The organism is Klebsiella sp. DY2415 (assembly GCF_026314315.1).
Lineage (GTDB): Bacteria > Pseudomonadota > Gammaproteobacteria > Enterobacterales > Enterobacteriaceae > Klebsiella > Klebsiella ornithinolytica.
In genome coordinates, this window is the sequence record NZ_CP111115.1 from 5,372,810 (window position 1) to 5,392,667 (window position 19,858).

Consider the following 19,858-nt stretch of genomic DNA (forward strand, 5'->3'; position numbering starts at 1 on the left):
CGGACTTCCCCCCCCGCTGTCTAGTGCCTTTTTAAATAAAATTTCTGTTTGCTCACGCTTTGTGCACTTTGGCGTTTATTCCGTCGTTTTATCGACATTTCCATGTCGACCGAGACCAAACACCTTATAAATAAGCGTCACGAGGGCCAGGAAAAGTATTCCGACGAACAGCGACATACGGGTGTCGTCATTAAAGCCCATGCCGATCAGCACACAAACCAGAAACGCCATCGTGAAATAGTTCGCCCACGGGAACAGCAGCGAACGGAACGGGTGGCTGGCCATCTCCTTCTGATGCGCACGGCGAAAACGCAGCTGACTAATCAGAATCACAAACCACGGCACCATGCCCGGCAGTACGCTTGCGCTATAGACATAGACGAAGACCCGCTGCGGATTGGGAATAATATAGTTCAGGCAGGAGCCAATCAGCAGAATCAGAATCGACAGCGCGACGCCCACGGCCGGTACGCCATTGCGCGAAACTTTCGCCATCGCCGCAGGCAGCTGCCGGTTGCGCGCCAGCGCGTAGAGCATACGACCGCAGCTATACATCCCGCTATTACAGCCGGAAAGCGCCGCCGTCAGCACCACAAAGTTGATAATACCCGCCGCCGCAGTAATACCGATTTTCGCAAAGGTCAGGACGAACGGACTGCCGCCGGAACCAATTTGATTCCACGGGAAAATCGTGACAATCACGAAAATCGCGCCCACATAAAAAATCAGGATACGCCACAGAACCTTACCCACCGCGCTGCGCAGCGTGACCTGCGGATTCTTCGCCTCACCGGCGGTGATGCCGATAAGTTCAACGCCCTGATAGGAGGCCACCACGATACACAGCGCCGTCAGGAACCCTTTCCAGCCGCCGGCAAAGAAGCCGCCGTGCTCGGTCAGGTTGCCAAAGCCGATAGAGTGCCCACCATTACCAAAGCCAAAGAAAATAACCCCCAGCCCGACGACAATCATCACAATGATGGTGGTGACCTTTATCATCGCGAACCAGAATTCGATCTCACCGTACAGGCGTACTGCGGCCAGGTTTGCCAGCGCCACCAGCCCGACGGCAATAAGCGCCGGTATCCATTGCGCCATATCCGGGAACCAGAACTGTACATACACCCCGATAGCCGTAATCTCCGAGATCCCGACCGCCATCCACATAAACCAGTATGACCAGGCGGTAAGATAGCCGAAAAACGGGCTCATATAGCGGTGTGCGTAAACGGCGAATGAACCGGTCACCGGCTCAAGGAACAGCATTTCGCCCATTGAGCGCATGATAAAGAAGACAAATAAACCGGCGATAATATACGCCAGCAGGACCGAAGGACCGGCCCACTTCAGCGTGCTTGCCGCCCCCATAAACAAACCCACGCCAATCGTCCCGCCAAGGGCGATAAGCTCAATGTGTCTGGCCTCCAGTCCGCGCTGGAGTTCCGCTTTTTTCTCTGTCATATAACCTCTTGTGTTTGCCCTGCTTCCGGTTTTTGTTCCTCGCCCCTCGAACGGCACGCCTGATGGCCAGCCTCACACCTTCCCGTAGCACAGCGATTCATGCCGCCGGGGAGTGACAGGTTTGCCATGGCGCGACCTGCGAATGGTCGGTCTTGCCCATATACCGGTTATTTTTATTAATGAATGAAAGGAAATGTTCTTGCCTGCACGACGGCACACGCTGCCCGCCGCGCATTAAGCATGCGAATGGTTAATGAATTTTCAGGAAATGGCAAATAAAGTATCAGGCGAGTTACTGTAGTAAACACAATACGTACGTAAACTCGCCAGTTTGCAGTGGAATATCAGAGCTGACCGGTATAATACCAACGTAAATATCGCAGCAGGCGAATCTGTCTTTTAATCCGGCTCGGCTGAGAGACCAAACGATAGAACCACTCCAGCCCCAGGTTCTGCCAGAATTTTGGCGCCCGGTGGACATGGCCGGTGAACACATCGTAGGTGCCGCCAACCCCCATATACAGCGCCTGCGGATAGACCTCCCGGCAGTCGCGCATCAGGATCTCCTGACGCGGTGAGCCCATCGCCACGGTCACGATTTTCGCACCGCTATCGCGAATACGCTCGAACAACGCCTGGCGCCGATCGGCAGCGAAATACCCATCCTGACTGCCGACAATATTGACCTTCCAGCGGGCACGCAGCTGCGCCTCCGTCTGTGCCAACACCTCCGGCTTGCCGCCAACCAGGAAAACCGGGGTCCCCTGTGCGCCCGCCCGTTCCATCAGCGCTTCCCAGAGGTCAGCGCCCGCCACGCGCGATACCTGCGCCTGAGGATATTTTTTACGTAATGAACGCACCACGCTAATGCCGTCGGCATATTTAAATTCAGCCGCTTCAATCAGCGCCCGAACCTCGGGATCGTCCTCGACTGCCAACATCTTTTCGGCGTTGATTGCCACCAGCGTTCCCTGGCGGATAGTGCCGTCCGCATACAGATAGTCCAGAGCGTGCTGCATATTGCGCCAACCAATGAGTTGTAACCCTCTCAGCAGATACAACGGCGCAGAAATAGTCTCAGTCATGTCCATCCTTATCTGACCTGAGGTTGCGAAAGCGGTTTAACCCGCCGGTGAATCAGTCCCGCGCTATCCAGGAACCAGTACAGCAATTTCGCCGCCAGTAAGCAGATACCAAAGATCACGAGGAAAAACACCACGCGGGAGCCAAATGAGTCCAGCCCTTCGCGCGCCAGCACTATCATGTTGAAGATAGCGCCAAAACAGAAACTGTGCAGAATAGCCGCTTTATAACGGTTACTCTCGCGGTTACCCAGCTCATACAGCCAGTCAAACCACTTAATAATCAGTCCGACCGCCACCGCGCCCAGCGGAACAAACCAGATCCCCCCCATCACCACCAGCGAGCCGATCAGCGTCGGCGAGATTGCCAGGCCGGAGTGGTTATTCAGCACTTCCCAGGTAAAGTAGTTAGCGGTATTGAGCACCATCGATGGTCGGCTATGCCACATCCAGCTGGGGATAAAGACGTAGAAATCCCTGATCATCGGCGCCAGCCCCTGGAAGGCAATCTTGTCGTAGTTTTGCAGCAGCAGCGCCAGATTTTCCCACGGCGAAAACGTATCGCGGGTCAGATAGAGGAAGGTATAAAACGCTTCATCGCCGCTGACGTTCATGCCATAGCGCTTAAGCGCCAGCCAGAACATTCCCACGATGCCCAGGACGCCAGCCGCCGCCAGCATCCACAGGCTGATCCAGCCGCGAATAATGCCGATAAACAGGAAAATGGCGAAAGCGATAATGATATTCGCGCGGGTCCCGCCGACGATGGCATAGGTCAGCAGCCCAAACGCCACGGTGCTGAGCAGGAAGAATATCCACGCCTTATAATCCTGGCGCAGGAAATAGACCACCAGCATCGCCGGGATAAAGAAATAGAAAAAGCGCTTCAGCGCCACGCCGGAGACTTCGGCAGAGAAGATCTGACTGTAGGAGTTGAGCTTAAACAGCAGGAAGCCATTGTGGGCAAAGAAAATCCCGACGCACAGCAGCGCCAGGCCCAGCAGAATGATCCATGTCAGATGCGTTTCCACGCGGTTCATCGTAAAGAGCGGCCGCCGCTGGCTGTCTTGCGTGGCCGAACGCAGACGCGTTTTATAGGTCACGTAATAGACCGCATAGAAACAGACCGACACCAGTAAGGTTTGCAACAGCACATCCGGCGGAGCAACGCTGACATCAAAGCGGAACACCAGGATACTGGTCAGCGGGAAACCAAAGAAGAAAGTCAGCAGAAACAACAACGAGAAGAACACATTGAAGTTAAAGCGCACGCGGCGAAACTCAAAATACGTCGCGGTGGCGATAAACAGCGTTGACAGCAGCCAGACCACCAGCAGCCCGCAAAATTGCATTAATGTCATGCGTTGACCCCCGCGGCAATCTGCAATGCCTGCTGCCAGCCCGCCAGGTAGTTCGGCCGGAAGAAAGCAATCTGGTTCTTATCAACGCTTGCCAGCTGACGCTGGGCTTCACGCACCACGGCAACATCCAGCGCATCGCCGGTAAACAGCACCGGAATATTCTGCTCCGTCATATCCTGCCAGAACGGGTTTTCCCGGTTCAGCACGCAGGGTATCCCTGCCTGAATTAATAAACATAGTGTGCCGATGCCCTGCTGGCGAGCAAACAGGAAATAGCCCAGATCGCAGCGGCGCAGCAGATTCAGATAATCAGGAAACGCCAGCTTCTCACTGAGAATCTGCAGGTGCGTGGCGCTAAATAGCGCAGCGCCCGCTTCACGGACCTCGTTAATATAGTCCGTATTGTTTTCCGGATACCCCATCGGCACGATCACGTTTACCGTATCGCCAAATTGCTGATGGATAGCGCGCAGCGCCGCAATATGCTCATTACTGCGGTCACCCGAGTTCCCGACCAGAATCGTCAGCGTCTCGGCGTGCGGTGCGCTATCGGCCAGCGAATTGAGCGCCGGATCCATGCGCGTCGGAAAATAGAGTAGTTCGCCGGGCACGCGCGGATGACGGCGAGCAAACCAGCTGAGATCGCCCCGGGTGGCAAAAACGCGCCCGACCCGGCCCTGGGCAAGACGCCGCAGCGGATAGAACAGGCGAAACTTCAGGCTGGACGAATTTTCATACAGATCGGCACCCCAGATATGCCAGTTAAACTGGGCAGGACGAATCCCCCCGCTCAACAGCGCCAGCCACAGCCCGGTATTAAACTGGCCGTGGAAGAAAAAGCGCTGTTGGCGATCGGCTTTTGCCAGAGCTATCACCGCCTGTGCCAGGGATTTTTTTCCGGGATAACAGGTGACAGACAAGGCCGGACAGGCCTCGCGCACTCCCGTTGCATCACCGACGACCATAAACCTACGCGCCTGCTCGTCATGGACGGCCAGCTCGTCGTTAAAGAACCGCAACACGGTCTGGTTGTGGTGTGGGATATCCGATCCCAGTACATGTATCAGTGCTGTCATGCCCGTTTACGCCAGAGTAAAAATACGCCACTACAGAGGGCGAAATAAACAATATACGTAGCCATATACGCCTGCGCTGCGCCAATCGCGCCGTGCGCCGGGATCAGCCAGTGCGAGAATGCGGTCAACAGCGTGAACTGGCTGATTTCCGTGAGTATATAAAAACGCAGCGACGCTTTCGCAATCACCAGATAGCCATAAACATAGGCGCCGACCTTCAGCACATCGCCGACCAGTTGCCAGGCAAACAGGTCGCGCATCGCCGTAAAGCGGTCAGAAAACAGCAGCCAGATGGCAAAGTCGCGCAGTAGCCAGACGGTTAAGCTCGCCACTGCCACCGCCGGCAGGACAAATTTTAATGATTTGCCGATCTCACGGGTAATCTCTGATTTGGCCGTCAATCGGGAGAGCGTAGGCAGCAGGTAGACGCTAAACGATGCGGTGATAAACTGCAGGTAGGCATCGGAAATGCTGCTGACCCCTTGCCAGATCCCAACCGCCTCCCAGTCATAATGCTCCGCCAGCAGGTTACGCATCATCACGTAAGCCACCGGCAGCGTCACCGAGGTAATCAGCGCCATCAAGGTAAATTTGGAAAGCTGTCCCGCAAGGCCGTTATCCCAACGCGGACGCAGTGCGCTGAGCGGGATTGTCCCGCGCCGCCATAGCACGATTGCCGCCGGGATCACCACCAGCGCCGGCACCAGCGCCAGCCCGAGCAGCGCCCCCTGATAGCCCGCGAAGTGATAGCAGGCGTAATAGGCCACGACACCAATCAGGCTACCGGCGATCAGCGACAGGGCATTACCCGCCGCATCGCGAAAACCTTTCATCAAGGCCAGCAGCAGGTTTGCCCAGGCAATGCCCATCTGCACCAGCGCCACCAGCCGCACCAGCCCCTGATAGTGCGTGTGGCCGAACAGCCCCTGGCTGACCGGCGCGGCCGCCAGCAGAAAGACCAGCGCCAGCAGCGTTGAGAAGCCAAGCACCATCGCTGAGGAGGTGCCGACGACCTTATTCAGCTGCTGGCGATCGTCATGATGCTGCGCGACCAGTTTGGTGACGCCGTTGAAAATACCGGCGCCCGCCAGTACGCCAAGCACGGTCACCAGCTGGCGAAAGTTACCGGCCTGACCCACCCCTGCCGGGCCAAAGGAGACAGCCAGTAGTTTAACCACCAGCAGTCCGGCCCCAATTTTGACCAGCGTGGACGCGGCGGTCCACAGTGAAGCTTTAGCCAGCGACATATCAGGAGAAATAGCTCAGCAGCGAATTAATCACCGTACGCTGATTGGCTGACGACAGGTTATAGAACAGCGGCAGGCGCAGCAGACGTTCGCTCTCCTGGGTGGTATGACGATCGTCACCGCGGAATTCGCCAAAGTGCTCCCCCGCCGGGCAGCTATGCAGCGGAATGTAGTGGAACACGGCCAGAATTTCGGCCTCTTTTAGCCAGGCGATCAGGTTACTGCGATCGTCAATATCGCGCAGCTTAATATAAAACATGTGCGCGTTGTGCCCGCAGTCGGCCGGAATGACCGGCAGATCGATGCGACCGGCCCGTGCCAGTGGCAGCAGCGCATCATAATAGCGCTGCCAGAGCGTTAAACGTTGCTGGTTAATCTGTTCCGCCGCTTCCAGCTGCGCCCACAGATATGCCGCCTGCAGGTCAGACATCAGATAGCTGGAGCCGATATCGCGCCAGGTGTATTTATCCACCAGCCCGCGGAAGAACTGGCTACGGTTGGTCCCTTTTTCGCGGATAATTTCCGCACGATCGATCAGCTTACGATCGTTAACCAGCGTCGCGCCACCTTCACCACCGGCAGTATAATTTTTGGTTTCATGGAAACTGAAACAGCCGATATGGCCGATCGTGCCCAGCGCTCGCCCTTTGTAAGTCGACATGACGCCCTGCGCGGCATCTTCCACCACGAACAGATTGTACTTGCTGGCAAGGGCCATGATGGTGTCCATCTCACAGGCCACGCCGGCATAGTGTACCGGCACAATAGCGCGGGTTTTCTCAGTGATTGCCGCTTCAATTTTGGTTTCATCGATATTCATCGTATCGCGACGAATATCGACAAAGACGATTTTCGCCCCGCGCAATACAAAGGCGTTGGCGGTGGAGACGAAGGTATAGCTCGGCATAATCACTTCATCGCCCGGCTGGATATCCAGCAGCAGCGCGGCCATTTCCAGCGAAGCGGTGCAGGAAGGCGTCAACAGTGCTTTGGCAGTCCCGAACCGCTGCTCCATCCACTGCTGGCAGCGGCGGGTAAATCCGCCGTCGCCGCACAGTTTTCCGCTGTCCATCGCGGATTGCATATAATCAAGCTCGGTTCCCACCACCGGCGGTGCGTTAAATGGAATCATCATGTCACCTGTATAACCAGTACGCGGTGTTTTCCACATTCGCACCGCTGAGAATATAACGTTTAAGCGCGGCGGTGTTCCCCATCTGGGTTGCCACCCGCAGTGTAGACAGCCCGCGGAGTTCGGCCCAATGCCGTGCGGCCTGCATCAGTTCAGCACCCGCGCCGCGACCGGCCAGCAGGCCGATTCGGGCATCCGTCTCATTGAGCTGACGCAGTGAAACAAAAGCGCGAATGTCGCCATCGGCGGCGCGAAAAATCAGACACTGGTTATCGAAGGTTCCCCGAACCGCGTTTTCAATCCATTGGGCGTAGAAACGGCCGCTGGCATCGGCAGCATACCAGGGCGCGCGGAAGCGGCTTTGCGCAAAGGCCTGCGCCGCCAGCTCGCGCAGTCGTGGAATCTCTGCCGCCGTAGCCACTTCACAGCCCGCATCGGCAGACCGACCGACCGGCAGTGCCAGATCGACTTCGCCTTCTACGAGCTGGAAACCCAGCTGCTGTAGCGCATCCAGCCGCACGCCATCATCCGCCGCAATCTTCGCCTGCAAACGCGTCCAGCCGGCCAGCGCCTGAGCCGTCAGCGGCGGGGCGTCATCGCCAAAGCGCACAATCGCGCTCTGGATGCCGAAGAAGCGATTTTCCCACTCCAGGGGTTCAATACTGCCGCGGGCGAACACGGACAAGATCCAGTAAGTATTGGCCATAGCCGGTTTTTTCCAGACGTTTGGCTGCCCGCTTCACGCCGTCATCATCCAACCAACCGTTGCGCCAGCCAATTTCTTCAAGACAGGCAATTTTGAAGCCCTGACGCTTTTCCACCGTTTGTACGAACATACTGGCCTCGATCAGGCTATCGTGCGTACCGGTGTCCAGCCATGCAAAACCACGCCCAAGAAGCTCAACGGTCAGCGCACCATCCTCCAGATACATCTGGTTGATACTGGTAATTTCCAGCTCGCCACGCGATGACGGTTTCACCTGCTTCGCATATTCAGCAACTTTGCCATCATAGAAGTAGAGACCCGTTACCGCCCAGTTAGATTTGGGATTCTGCGGTTTTTCTTCCAGAGAAAGCGCGCGAAAATTATCGTCGAACTCCACTACGCCAAAACGCTCTGGATCCATGACCTGATACCCAAATACCGTCGCACCTTGAGTACGCGACGCGACGCTGCGTAGCTTAGGACTGAAGCTTTGGCCAAAGAAGATATTATCACCCAGCACCAGACAAGAAGGTTCACCATTAAGGAACTCTTCTCCGAGGATAAAGGCCTGCGCCAGGCCATCCGGGCTTGGTTGCACGGCATAATGCAGCTGAATACCGAATTCTTCCCCATCGCCGAGCAGGCGCTGAAAATCACGTTGATCCTCAGGCGTGGTGATCACCAGAATCTCACGAATACCGGCCAGCATCAGCACCGAAAGCGGATAGTAAATCATCGGCTTATCGTAGACAGGTAACAGCTGCTTTGACACTCCGCGGGTAATTGGATGCAAACGGGTGCCCGAACCACCTGCCAGAATAATACCTTTCATTGTTCTCTCCCGGGCGTTCAGGCCTGCAGTCCCAGACGCTCACCTTGATAGCTACCGTCCAGAACCTGCTGCCACCAGGTTTCATTTGTCAGGTACCACTGAACCGTTTTGCGCATACCGCTGGCAAAAGTCTCATCCGGTGTCCAGCCTAGTTCAGTTTCAATTTTCGACGCATCGATGGCATAGCGAAGATCGTGGCCAGGGCGATCGGCGACAAAGGTGATGAGATCGCGATAGTGCGCCACGCCATTCGGCTTGTGCGGTGCCAGCTCTTCCAGCAGATCGCAAATGGTTTCCACTACCTCAATATTCTTACGCTCGTTGTGCCCACCGATATTGTAAGTTTCGCCCGACTTACCGCGTGTCGCCACCAGGTACAGTGCTCTGGCGTGATCTTCAACATACAGCCAGTCGCGAATTTGCTGGCCATTGCCATAAACCGACAGCGGCTTGCCTGCCAGCGCATTGAGGATGGTAAGCGGAATCAGCTTCTCTGGGAAATGATACGGTCCATAGTTATTTGAACAATTCGTGATCAGCGCTGGCAGGCCATAGGTGCGCTGCCATGCGCGCACCAGATGATCACTGCTGGCTTTAGAAGCGGAATAAGGACTACTAGGCGCATAAGGCGTCATTTCGGTAAAAAACGCGCCACTATCGTGAAGATCGCCATATACCTCGTCTGTCGAAATATGGTGGAAGCGAAACGCCGATTTTTTCTCATCGTCAGCCCCATTCCAGTAAGCACGTGCGGCCTCCAGCAGCGTATAGGTCCCGACGATATTGGTTTCAATAAACGCTGCCGGACCGTCAATGGAGCGATCGACATGACTTTCAGCCGCAAGGTGCATCACGATGTCGGGCTGGTAGCGGCAAAAAATGCGATCGAGTTCAGTTCGATCACAAATATCCACTTGTTCAAAAGCAAATCGGGCATCCTGGGCAACAGGAGACAGTGATTGTAAATTACCGGCATAGGTCAACTTATCAACGACGACGACCGTGTCAGAAGTTGCGTGAATGATTTCGCGAACAACCGCTGAGCCAATAAACCCGGCCCCACCGGTGACCAGAACCGTACTCACCGCCACACCCCTTTGGTATCGACAATATAATCCTGCGTCACACTATCGCCGCTGATGGCTTTAAACTCGTGATGGTCAACCAGCATCACCAGCACATCGGCGTTCGCCAATGCGTCATCCAGCAAGGCCAGCGTACACAGACCGTCAAGTTTCGCCGGAAGCTGGTGAATATTGGGTTCCACGACCAGCGTTTCACCGCTGTGCCAGCGGGCGATTTGCATAGCGATCGACATCGCCGGGCTTTCGCGTAAATCGTCGATATTCGGCTTAAAAGCCAGGCCAAAACAGGCGATCTTCAGCTCACTGGCGCGTTTATTACTGGCGGCCAGACAATCGGCGACCCGGGCTTTGACCTGCTCGATAACCCAGTCAGGTTTATGGTCGTTAACTTCACGAGCGGTGCGAATCAGCCGCGCCTGCTGCGGATTTTGCGCCACGATGAACCACGGGTCGACGGCGATGCAGTGTCCTCCTACCCCAGGTCCCGGCTGCAGAATATTCACGCGCGGATGACGGTTCGCCAGGCGAATCAGCTCCCAGACGTTAATGTCCTGCTCAGCGCAGATCAGCGACAGCTCGTTCGCAAACGCAATGTTAACGTCGCGGAAGCTGTTTTCGGTCAGCTTACACATCTCGGCGGTGCGGGAGTTGGTGACCACGCATTCGCCTTCGAGAAAAATTTTATACAGCTCGCTGGCGCGGGCGGAGCAAACCGGCGACATACCGCCGATAACGCGGTCGTTTTTAATCAGCTCGACCATGACCTGGCCTGGCAACACGCGCTCCGGGCAGTAGGCAATATTGACATCCGCCGCTTCACCAGCCTGCTGCGGGAAGCTCAGGTCCGGGCGCATTTCAGCGAGCCACGCGGCCATTTGCTCCGTCGAACCAACCGGAGAAGTGGACTCCAGAATCACCAGCGCCCCCTTCTTCAGCACTGGCGCAATGGATTTTGCCGCCGACTCGACGAAGACCATATCCGGTTCATGCAGATCTTTGAACGGGGTGGGTACGGCAATCAGGTATGCATCTGCCGCAACCGGCTCGGTCGTCGCACATAAATAGCCCTGCTCAACCGCCGTTTTGACCACGCTCGCCAGATCCGGCTCTACGATATGAATCTCGCCACGGTTAATGGTCTCCACGGCATGTTGATTGATATCAACGCCGACCACCCGCTTTTGCCGGGAGGCGAACGCGGCAGCGGTTGGCAGGCCAATATATCCAAGGCCAATCACTGAAATGGTAGAAAAACTCATAGCGTTACCTGATTATTTTTAAGTGCGGACAAAATACGGCGACATGCCTGACCATCGCCGTAAGGATTATGCGCCCGGCTCATTGCCTGATACGCGGCATCATCCTGCAGCAAATGCGTGACTTCAGCGACGATACGCTGGCTGTCGGTCCCGACCAGACGCACGGTACCTGCGGCAATCGCCTCCGGGCGCTCCGTCATCTCACGCATCACCAGTACCGGTTTCCCTAACGATGGCGCCTCCTCCTGAATACCGCCGGAGTCGGTGAGGATCAGCCATGCGCGATCCATCAACCAGACAAACGGCAGATAATCCTGCGGTTCAATCAACATCACGTTATCGACATGGCCGAGAATACGGTTCACCGGCTCGCTGACGTTCGGGTTCAGGTGCACCGGGTACACAATCTGGACATCGGGATTGCTGGCGGCGATTTCTGCCAGCGCGTGGCAAATTTGCTCAAACCCGCGGCCAAAGCTTTCCCGGCGGTGGCCGGTGACCAGAATCATCTTCTTGCCGTTCGCCAGGAAAGGGTAGCGCTGCATCAGTACGTTACGCAGCGCCTCATCGCCCAGCACCCGGTCGCGAACCCAGAACAACGCATCAATGACCGTATTGCCGGTGACCGTGATATGGCCATCGGTGATATTTTCGCGGAGCAGATTCTGCCGCGAGGTTTCTGTCGGGGCAAAGTGGTAGGTTGCCAGATGTCCGGTCAGCGTACGGTTCCCCTCTTCCGGCCACGGCGAGCTCAGATCGCCGGTTCGCAACCCCGCTTCGACGTGTCCGACCGGGATACGCTGATAGAACGCGGCCAGACTTGCAGCCATCGTCGTCGTGGTATCGCCGTGAACCAGCACAACGTCCGGTTTGAACGATTCCAGCACCGGTTTTAACCCTTCGAGGATACGGCAGGTGATTTCCGTCAGGCCCTGACCTGGCTGCATAATATTGAGGTCGTAATCCGGCACAATAGAAAAAAGTTTCAACACCTGGTCGAGCATCTCCCGATGCTGCGCCGTGACGCAAACTTTCGCCTCAAAGTGAGGATCTTTTGCCAGCGCATGAACCAGAGGTGCCATTTTGATGGCTTCGGGTCTGGTGCCAAATACCGTTAGTACTTTCACATCGATTCTCTTCGATTAGGTGATGAAGTTGATTAATGCTTCATCACAGGCCGCATTCACTGGACTCTGCGTCGCGATAATGCAACGCCTGCGCCGATGAGCGCGCCCACGATACCCCACATCACCATCAGAAATACGCGCCGCGGGCTATCGCGTTTTACCGGTTCTTCCGGCGTACGCAAATACCGGTAAGTCTGAAAACGTGGATCTAATGTCGGTCCGACGTTGAGCGTATTCAGCATGGCCCGGCTTTGGTCATAGTCGAGATCGTATTCCGGCCCCACCGCTTGCAAGTTTTCCAGCCGCGCCTGCAGCATTGGCCTGCCGAGCAAGAACAGCTCGGAATCCGGCAGCTGATCGGCCGGGATATCCGTTTCACTGCGGGAGATGTTGTGCTGCTGCGCCACTTTCAACGCCTCTTCCACGCTGTGAGTACGACGGTTGAAAATTTCGCGCGCCACCTCTTCCTGGCGCTTCACCTGTGCTTTCATCTGCACGGTGCGGGCCGCCCAGGCACCTTTCAGCTCGTCATTCAGATGCCCTGCCGCACGCTGGCTGGCGAAGGCCACGTACTGGCGCAGCAGATTATTGGCATCCGCCGCGGTCTCGGCCGTCAGCTTCACGCTGTCGTTAACATTTTTTAGCGGGTCGCCGGGCATGAACTGAATATTGTTAATCAGATCGTCCAGCAGCGCAGCGTCCGCGCGGGCATTGCCCGACTGGCGCTGTTTGTAATAGTCGGTTTGCAACCAAAAATCGCGGCGGGTATCCCAGGATCCCTGCTGCATGATGAACTCTTTGTAGGCTTGATCCATCGCCGACGGCTGGTCGACCGGAACCAGATTGGCTTTAATATCCAGATTGCGTAAGAACTGCTGTTGAGAATAGTAACCGCCCAGCATATTCACGGTTGGCCGATCGGTTATCGCCGTTGCGCTCCACTCCTGGCGAGCAAAGAAGGCGTAAACCAGAACGATCAGCGCAAATAGCACGGCCATACCGGCTATCCAGATTTTTCCTGCCCATAAGGCGCGAAACAGCCCGCGAATATCCAGCTCATTCTCAACGTTCACTGCTTGTGCTCCCGGTAATGGTTGAGTCATCACGTCCCCAGTTCTACTTGGTTAATTTTGGATTATTGCCGCTGTGTCGCCGTATTCTGCGTCTGATGCGCTTAACCAGTCGCGCCACTTTCCATGCGCGTTTAATGCAGTAGCCATAAAGGAAAAAGGCCAACAAAAAGAGAATTAACATCACCCATTCAGGAACGATACGGGTATATTCCGCCACCACGCCCACCAGCGCCAGCAGCGCGGCCGCCAGCGTGATCAGGACAAACGCCTGTCGGGAAGTAAACCCGGCACGCATGATCAAATGATGAATATGCTGGCGATCCGGAGAGAACGGACTCATGCCTTTACGCAGGCGACGATACATAATCGCCACCATATCCATCAACGGAATCGCAATAATCCACAGGGCGGTCACCGGGCTAATGGGATGCGTTTTGCCCTGGGTCGTTTCCAGCAGAATCCAGATGATGGTGAAGCCAATCATGGTACTGCCGGCATCCCCCATAAAAACTTTATAACGACGGCCAAGCGCGCCGAGGTTAAGTAAAATATAGGGCAGAATGGCGGCTATCATCGCAAAACACCACATTGCCAGGCTGTATTGGCCGTCAAACCACAGAATAATGCCGGTTGCCGCAAAGGAGACCGATGACAGACCGCCGAGCAGGCCGTCGATACCATCGACCATATTAAAGGCGTTAATCGCGGCCCAGACGGCAAAAAGGGTGAGAAAGAAACCAAAGGGGCCGAGGACCAGCTCCCACGAACCAAAAATATAGCCCAGACTACTCAGGTGCAGATTTCCTGCCGTCATCATGACAACGGCAATGGCGGCCTGAATCACCGCGCGAATTTTTACACTGATATCAAACCGGTCATCCAGCGCACCAACCAGCACAAGGATGCCGGCACAGGCCAGATATAAGGATGAATGGGGAATGTAATAATCAGCGATGGCAAAAGTAAAACAAATGCCAGCATAAACTGAGATGCCACCCACTAACGGAACCAAACCCTGGTGCCGTTTTCGATAGTTAGGTTTATCCACTAACCCGACTTTTTTTGCTGCTTTTCGGGCAACAAATATAAAAAGGGTAGTGAATAAGAAAATACTGATTAATTCAGTAATAGCAGTGAGTAAATTCACAACACATGTGCTCTCAGCATGGTTAATCCGGGAAGTATAACGACGATGTCTCAACTCCTGAAGGGGTAAAGCAGAACATTACAAATTTATTGTATAGATTTTAGTCTGTTAAAATCATCTCTGCCTGGAGTGGTGCGCTAATCATACGATAATCCCTGCTTCCTTTTCCCTTCCTGGATCATACAAACCCAAAAAACAAAACGCCACGCGATTGCGTGGCGTTTTTGGGCTTTTTTTTAACTTACGAGCGCTTCATCATATCGAAGAAGTCATCGTTCGTTTTGGTCATCGCCAGTTTGTTGATGAGGAACTCCATCGCGTCAATCTCACCCATCGGATGGATAATTTTACGCAGGATCCACATCTTCTGCAGCTCTTCCTGGGTGGTGAGCAGCTCTTCTTTACGGGTACCGGAACGGTTGTAGTCGATAGCCGGGAAGACGCGTTTTTCAGCGATTTTACGCGAGAGATGCAGCTCCATGTTACCGGTGCCTTTAAACTCTTCGTAGATAACCTCATCCATTTTGGAGCCGGTATCAATCAGCGCGGTGGCGATGATTGTCAGGCTACCGCCCTCTTCCACGTTACGTGCTGCACCGAAGAAACGCTTCGGACGATGCAGGGCGTTGGCATCCACACCACCGGTCAATACTTTACCGGAAGCCGGAACAACGGTGTTGTAGGCACGTGCCAGACGAGTAATGGAGTCGAGCAGAATGATAACGTCTTTCTTGTGCTCAACCAGACGTTTCGCCTTCTCGATAACCATCTCGGCAACCTGAACGTGGCGAGAAGCCGGTTCGTCAAAGGTAGAAGCAACCACTTCACCTTTAACCAGACGCTGCATCTCGGTCACTTCTTCCGGACGTTCGTCGATCAGCAGCACCATCAGCACGCAGTCAGGATGGTTGTACGCGATGCTCTGCGCGATATTCTGCAGCAGCATGGTTTTACCGGCTTTCGGCGGTGCAACAATCAGACCACGCTGACCGCGACCAATTGGCGAAGCCAGATCCAGCACACGTGCGGTTAAGTCTTCGGTTGAACCGTTACCACGTTCCATGCGCAGACGTGAGTTCGCATGCAGCGGCGTCAAGTTCTCGAACAGGATCTTATTACGCGCGTTTTCCGGCTTGTCGTAGTTAACTTCGTTAACTTTCAACAGCGCAAAGTAACGCTCACCCTCTTTAGGAGGACGAATCTTACCGGAAATGGTGTCACCAGTGCGGAGGTTGAAACGGCGGATTTGGCTTGGGGATACGTAGATGTCATCGGGACCGGCGAGGTAGGAGCTGTCTGCGGAGCGGAGGAAACCAAATCCATCCTGCAGTATCTCCAGTACGCCATCGCCAAAGATATCCTCGCCACTCTTCGAATGCTGCTTGAGGATGGCAAAAATAATATCCTGCTTACGCATACGGGCCAGGTTTTCCAGCCCCATATTTTCGCCGAGAGTAATCAGCTCAGAAACCGGCGTATTCTTTAATTCGGTAAGATTCATAATGGTGTGGGTTCTTAAACTCGGGGTAGAACTCGAACTTAATGTTGTGAATGGTATGGCAGGAACATCCATGCCTGTTAACGGCCTTCATCTCGTGCCTGTACGTTGCCTGGTCACAGGAAAGAACGCAGAGCTGGAACGACAAAACGGAATGAGTGAAAAGCCCGGAATTTGTAGCCTCTCGCGCATTTTCTGCGGGACGCTTCGGGTAAAACAAGATTCAAACAATAAGGTATGTTTAAAACGAAGTCTGAAGTTAACTTAGCACGACTCTGGCCGGGCGTCCAGAGTTCCGCTAAAAATAGGAACCCGGACGCCGGAATGGCAAACTGCTTACGCCAGGTTGGCGTCGAGGAAATCTTTCAGCTGGCCTTTAGACAGTGCGCCAACCTTAGTTGCCGCCACTTCGCCGTTCTTAAACAGCAGCAGAGTCGGGATGCCGCGAATGCCGTATTTCGGCGCAGTACCCGGGTTCTGATCGATGTTCAGTTTAGCTACGGTCAGTTTGCCCTGATACTCTTCAGCGATCTCATCCAGAATCGGGGCGATCATTTTGCACGGACCGCACCACTCTGCCCAGAAATCGACGAGGGTTAGCCCGTCAGCCTTGAGTACGTCCGTGTCAAAACTGTCGTCAGTCAGGTGAATAATTTTATCGCTCATATTTAACTCCACAGGAATAAGCCTGGTGTGTTGGTGTCGCAGACATCAACGACGTGCCGATGCTACGTTATACACGTTATTTTTCAGGATGCCTCTATTACTGGCCACTGCGCGATCCGATCCCTCATGGATGTCGTCTTGCAGGAGCCAAAGCAAACCGCCTTCAAACCGTTCCCGGTAGATTAATTCTCCTCGACTCGCTGAGTAGTCTAAGCTTTCGAGGATTCATCAGGTTGCCGTAGATGCACCTTAAGTCATTTCGCGTATAGCCAACGAAAGGTTGACGTTATTTCAACGGATACGCTTTCTTAATGCAATAGTTAGCTGATATTCTACCACACTATGAGCAAAACACATTTAACAGAACAGAAGTTTTCCGACTTCGCCCTGCACCCGGCAGTGATTGAAGCCCTTGAAAAGAAAGGGTTTCATAATTGTACGCCCATTCAGGCACTCGCTCTTCCGCTAACGCTGGAAGGTCGTGATGTCGCCGGGCAGGCGCAAACCGGTACCGGAAAAACGATGGCGTTCCTGACGTCAACGTTTCATTACCTTCTCTCTCACCCGGCCAGCGCTGACCGCCAGGTAAACCAACCGCGTGCGCTGATCATGGCTCCTACGCGTGAGCTGGCGGTACAAATTCACGCTGACGCAGAACCGCTGGCTGCGGCCACTGGCCTGAAGCTGGGTCTGGCGTACGGCGGCGATGGCTACGATAAGCAGCTGAAAGTGCTGGAAAGCGGCGTCGATATTCTGATCGGTACCACCGGTCGTCTTATTGATTACGCTAAACAGAATCACATTAACCTTGGTGCGATTCAGGTCGTCGTACTGGATGAAGCCGATCGCATGTACGATCTCGGCTTTATTAAAGATATCCGCTGGCTGTTCCGTCGCATGCCGCCGACCAATCAGCGTCTGAACATGCTGTTCTCCGCAACCCTTTCTTACCGTGTCCGCGAACTGGCGTTTGAACAAATGAACAACGCCGAATATGTTGAAGTCGAGCCGGAACAGAAAACGGGTCACCGGATTAAAGAAGAGCTGTTCTATCCTTCCAACGAAGAAAAAATGCGCCTGCTGCAGACGCTTCTGGAAGAAGAGTGGCCGGATCGCGCCATTATTTTCGCGAACACTAAACATCGTTGCGAAGATATCTGGGGCCACCTGGCAGCAGACGGTCATCGCGTCGGCTTGTTAACCGGCGACGTCGCACAGAAAAAACGTCTGCGGATTCTTGAAGAGTTCACCCGTGGCGATATCGACATTCTGGTGGCGACCGACGTTGCTGCACGTGGTCTGCATATCCCGGCCGTAACGCATGTCTTTAACTATGACCTGCCGGACGACTGTGAAGATTACGTCCACCGTATCGGCCGTACCGGTCGCGCGGGCGCCAGCGGTCACTCCATCAGCCTGGCCTGCGAAGAGTACGCGCTGAATCTTCCGGCGATTGAGACCTACACCGGTCACTCTATTCCGGTCAGCAAATACAACCCAGATGCACTTATGACAGATTTGCCTAAGCCGCTGCGCCTGACGCGCCCGCGCACTGGCAATGGCCCGCGTCGCAGCGGTCCGCCTCGTAACCGTCGTCGTTCAGGTTAAATACATTTATGCTCAGTTCCACCTCGCTTTATGCAGCTATCGATCTTGGTTCTAATAGCTTTCATATGTTGGTTGTACGCGAGGTGGCCGGGAGCATCCAGACGCTCAGCCGCATCAAGCGCAAAGTGCGTCTGGCCGCTGGCCTGAACAGCGATAACACGCTCTCCGCGGAAGCGATGGAGCGTGGATGGCAGTGTTTGCGTCTGTTTGCCGAACGCCTGCAGGATATCCCCCCCATTCAGATTCGCGTTGTGGCCACCGCCACGCTGCGCCTGGCCGTCAATGCCGACGAGTTTTTAGCCAAGGCCCGGGAAATTCTCGGCTGTCCGGTGCAGGTAATCAGCGGTGAAGAAGAAGCCCGTCTGATTTATCAAGGCGTTGCCCATACGACCGGCGGCGAAGACCGGCGCCTGGTTGTCGATATTGGCGGCGCCAGTACCGAACTGGTGACTGGTACGGGGGCACAGACCACCTCTCTTTTTAGCCTGTCGATGGGGTGCGTCACCTGGCTGGAACGCTACTTCGCCGATCGCAACCTGACAAAAGAAAACTTCGATCTCGCAGAAAATGCGGCTCGGGAAGTTCTGCGTCCGATTACTGACATCCTGAATTACCACGGCTGGAAAGTTTGCGTCGGCGCATCCGGTACCGTTCAGGCTCTGCAGGAAATCATGATGGCGCAGGGAATGGACGAGCGTATCACCCTGGCTAAATTGCAGCAGCTCAAGCAGCGTGCGATCCAGTGCGGGCGCCTGGAAGAGCTGGAAATCGAAGGTTTAACCTTAGAACGAGCGCTGGTTTTCCCCAGCGGGCTGGCCATACTTATCGCCATCTTCAGCGAACTGAATATTCAGTGTATGACCCTCGCGGGCGGTGCGCTCCGTGAAGGCCTGGTTTACGGCATGCTGCATCTGTCCGTCGATCAGGATATCCGTAGCCGTACGCTGCGCAATATTCAACGCCGCTTCATGATCGACACCGAGCAGGCCCAGCGTGTAACCCAACTCGCCGCACATCTGGTGAATCAGCTGGACGATGCCTGGGAGCTGGAATCGCTCAGCCGCGAGCTGCTCGCCAGCGCCTGCGAGCTGCATGAAATTGGCCTGAGCGTCGATTTTAAACGCGCCCCGCAGCACGCCGCCTATCTGGTAAGCAACCTCGATCTCCCCGGTTTCACGCCGGCGCAGAAAAAACTGCTCGCCACGCTGCTGCTCAACCAGACCAATACCATCGACCTCTCCTCGCTCCATCAGCAAAATGCGGTGAAACCGCGGGTTGCTGAGCACCTGTGTCGGCTGCTGCGTCTGGCGATCCTGTTTGCCAGCCGCCGTCGCGACGATCTGCTGCCGGCCATTTCACTCGCCGTCGACGGCGAGAAACTGGTGCTGACGCTGCCGGAGGGGTGGCTGGAAAGTCATCCGCTGGGTCGGGAGATGGTGGAGCAGGAGTGCCAGTGGCAAAGCTATGTCCACTGGGCTCTCGAAGTGGCTTAATTTCG

General features: G+C 55.0%; 17 protein-coding genes. 2 read left to right on the forward strand and 15 right to left on the reverse strand.

What is annotated here, in order from left to right:
• Positions 1–75 precede the first annotated feature (75 nt).
• The 15 genes from thrP to trxA all read right to left on the reverse strand — a co-directional run bounded on the left by thrP (position 76) and on the right by trxA (position 16,752).
• Positions 76–1,461: a bifunctional threonine/serine APC transporter ThrP gene (thrP, locus tag OQV00_RS25430; RefSeq protein ID WP_004869573.1), complete on the reverse strand. Its 1,386-nt coding sequence runs from the start codon at positions 1,459–1,461 to the stop codon at positions 76–78.
• Between the two features lie 344 nt (positions 1,462–1,805).
• Positions 1,806–2,546: a lipopolysaccharide N-acetylmannosaminouronosyltransferase gene (gene wecG / locus OQV00_RS25435; protein WP_015585408.1), complete on the reverse strand. Its 741-nt coding sequence runs from the start codon at positions 2,544–2,546 to the stop codon at positions 1,806–1,808.
• An 8-nt stretch (positions 2,547–2,554) separates the two neighbouring features.
• On the reverse strand, positions 2,555–3,904 hold the full coding sequence (wzyE, locus tag OQV00_RS25440; RefSeq protein ID WP_004869567.1) for an ECA oligosaccharide polymerase: 1,350 nt from the start codon (positions 3,902–3,904) through the stop codon (positions 2,555–2,557).
• Positions 3,901–4,980, reverse strand: a complete 1,080-nt coding sequence (locus OQV00_RS25445) for a TDP-N-acetylfucosamine:lipid II N-acetylfucosaminyltransferase (protein WP_032718474.1) — start codon at positions 4,978–4,980, stop codon at positions 3,901–3,903. Before OQV00_RS25445 ends, wzyE begins: the two co-directional genes overlap by 4 nt.
• Positions 4,977–6,227: a lipid III flippase WzxE gene (gene wzxE / locus OQV00_RS25450; RefSeq protein WP_004869559.1), complete on the reverse strand. Its 1,251-nt coding sequence runs from the start codon at positions 6,225–6,227 to the stop codon at positions 4,977–4,979. The genes OQV00_RS25445 and wzxE overlap by 4 nt, the downstream gene beginning before the upstream one ends.
• 1 nt (position 6,228) lies before the next feature.
• The gene (rffA, locus tag OQV00_RS25455) at positions 6,229–7,359 is read right to left on the reverse strand and encodes a dTDP-4-amino-4,6-dideoxygalactose transaminase (protein WP_004869556.1); all 1,131 of its coding nucleotides are present in this window, start codon (positions 7,357–7,359) and stop codon (positions 6,229–6,231) included.
• Positions 7,360–7,363: 4 nt separating this feature from the next.
• Entirely contained in the window at positions 7,364–8,038 is a 675-nt protein-coding gene (rffC, locus tag OQV00_RS25460; RefSeq protein WP_266280722.1) for a dTDP-4-amino-4,6-dideoxy-D-galactose acyltransferase, read from the reverse strand.
• Positions 8,016–8,897 (reverse strand): glucose-1-phosphate thymidylyltransferase RfbA, encoded by an 882-nt coding sequence (rfbA, locus tag OQV00_RS25465; RefSeq protein ID WP_004869550.1) that lies wholly within the window; start codon positions 8,895–8,897, stop codon positions 8,016–8,018. Before rfbA ends, rffC begins: the two co-directional genes overlap by 23 nt.
• 17 nt (positions 8,898–8,914) lie before the next feature.
• Positions 8,915–9,982, reverse strand: a complete 1,068-nt coding sequence (rffG, locus tag OQV00_RS25470; protein ID WP_004869547.1) for a dTDP-glucose 4,6-dehydratase — start codon at positions 9,980–9,982, stop codon at positions 8,915–8,917.
• Positions 9,979–11,241, reverse strand: a complete 1,263-nt coding sequence (gene wecC / locus OQV00_RS25475; RefSeq protein ID WP_004869543.1) for a UDP-N-acetyl-D-mannosamine dehydrogenase — start codon at positions 11,239–11,241, stop codon at positions 9,979–9,981. Before wecC ends, rffG begins: the two co-directional genes overlap by 4 nt.
• Positions 11,238–12,368, reverse strand: coding sequence for a non-hydrolyzing UDP-N-acetylglucosamine 2-epimerase (gene wecB, locus OQV00_RS25480; protein WP_004869538.1), 1,131 nt, complete (start codon positions 12,366–12,368; stop codon positions 11,238–11,240). Before wecB ends, wecC begins: the two co-directional genes overlap by 4 nt.
• Before the next feature lie 56 nt (positions 12,369–12,424).
• A complete protein-coding gene (wzzE, locus tag OQV00_RS25485; protein WP_015585414.1) occupies positions 12,425–13,471 on the reverse strand; it encodes an ECA polysaccharide chain length modulation protein in 1,047 nt (348 codons plus the stop codon).
• A 13-nt stretch (positions 13,472–13,484) separates the two neighbouring features.
• Complete coding sequence (gene wecA / locus OQV00_RS25490) at positions 13,485–14,588, reverse strand: UDP-N-acetylglucosamine--undecaprenyl-phosphate N-acetylglucosaminephosphotransferase (RefSeq protein ID WP_004869531.1); 1,104 nt, start codon at positions 14,586–14,588, stop codon at positions 13,485–13,487.
• A 241-nt stretch (positions 14,589–14,829) separates the two neighbouring features.
• A complete protein-coding gene (rho, locus tag OQV00_RS25495) occupies positions 14,830–16,089 on the reverse strand; it encodes a transcription termination factor Rho (RefSeq protein ID WP_002883293.1) in 1,260 nt (419 codons plus the stop codon).
• 333 nt (positions 16,090–16,422) lie between these two features.
• Entirely contained in the window at positions 16,423–16,752 is a 330-nt protein-coding gene (trxA, locus tag OQV00_RS25500; RefSeq protein WP_004869525.1) for a thioredoxin TrxA, read from the reverse strand.
• Positions 16,753–17,094: 342 nt separating this feature from the next.
• On the opposite strand from trxA, the gene rhlB reads away from it, so the two are divergent.
• Positions 17,095–18,360 carry an ATP-dependent RNA helicase RhlB gene (gene rhlB / locus OQV00_RS25505; RefSeq protein ID WP_004869522.1) on the forward strand — a complete coding sequence of 422 codons (1,266 nt, stop codon included), beginning with the start codon at positions 17,095–17,097 and terminating at the stop codon, positions 18,358–18,360.
• A gap of 8 nt (positions 18,361–18,368) precedes the next feature.
• Positions 18,369–19,853, forward strand: coding sequence for a guanosine-5'-triphosphate,3'-diphosphate diphosphatase (gppA, locus tag OQV00_RS25510; protein ID WP_015585415.1), 1,485 nt, complete (start codon positions 18,369–18,371; stop codon positions 19,851–19,853).
• Positions 19,854–19,858 lie beyond the last annotated feature (5 nt).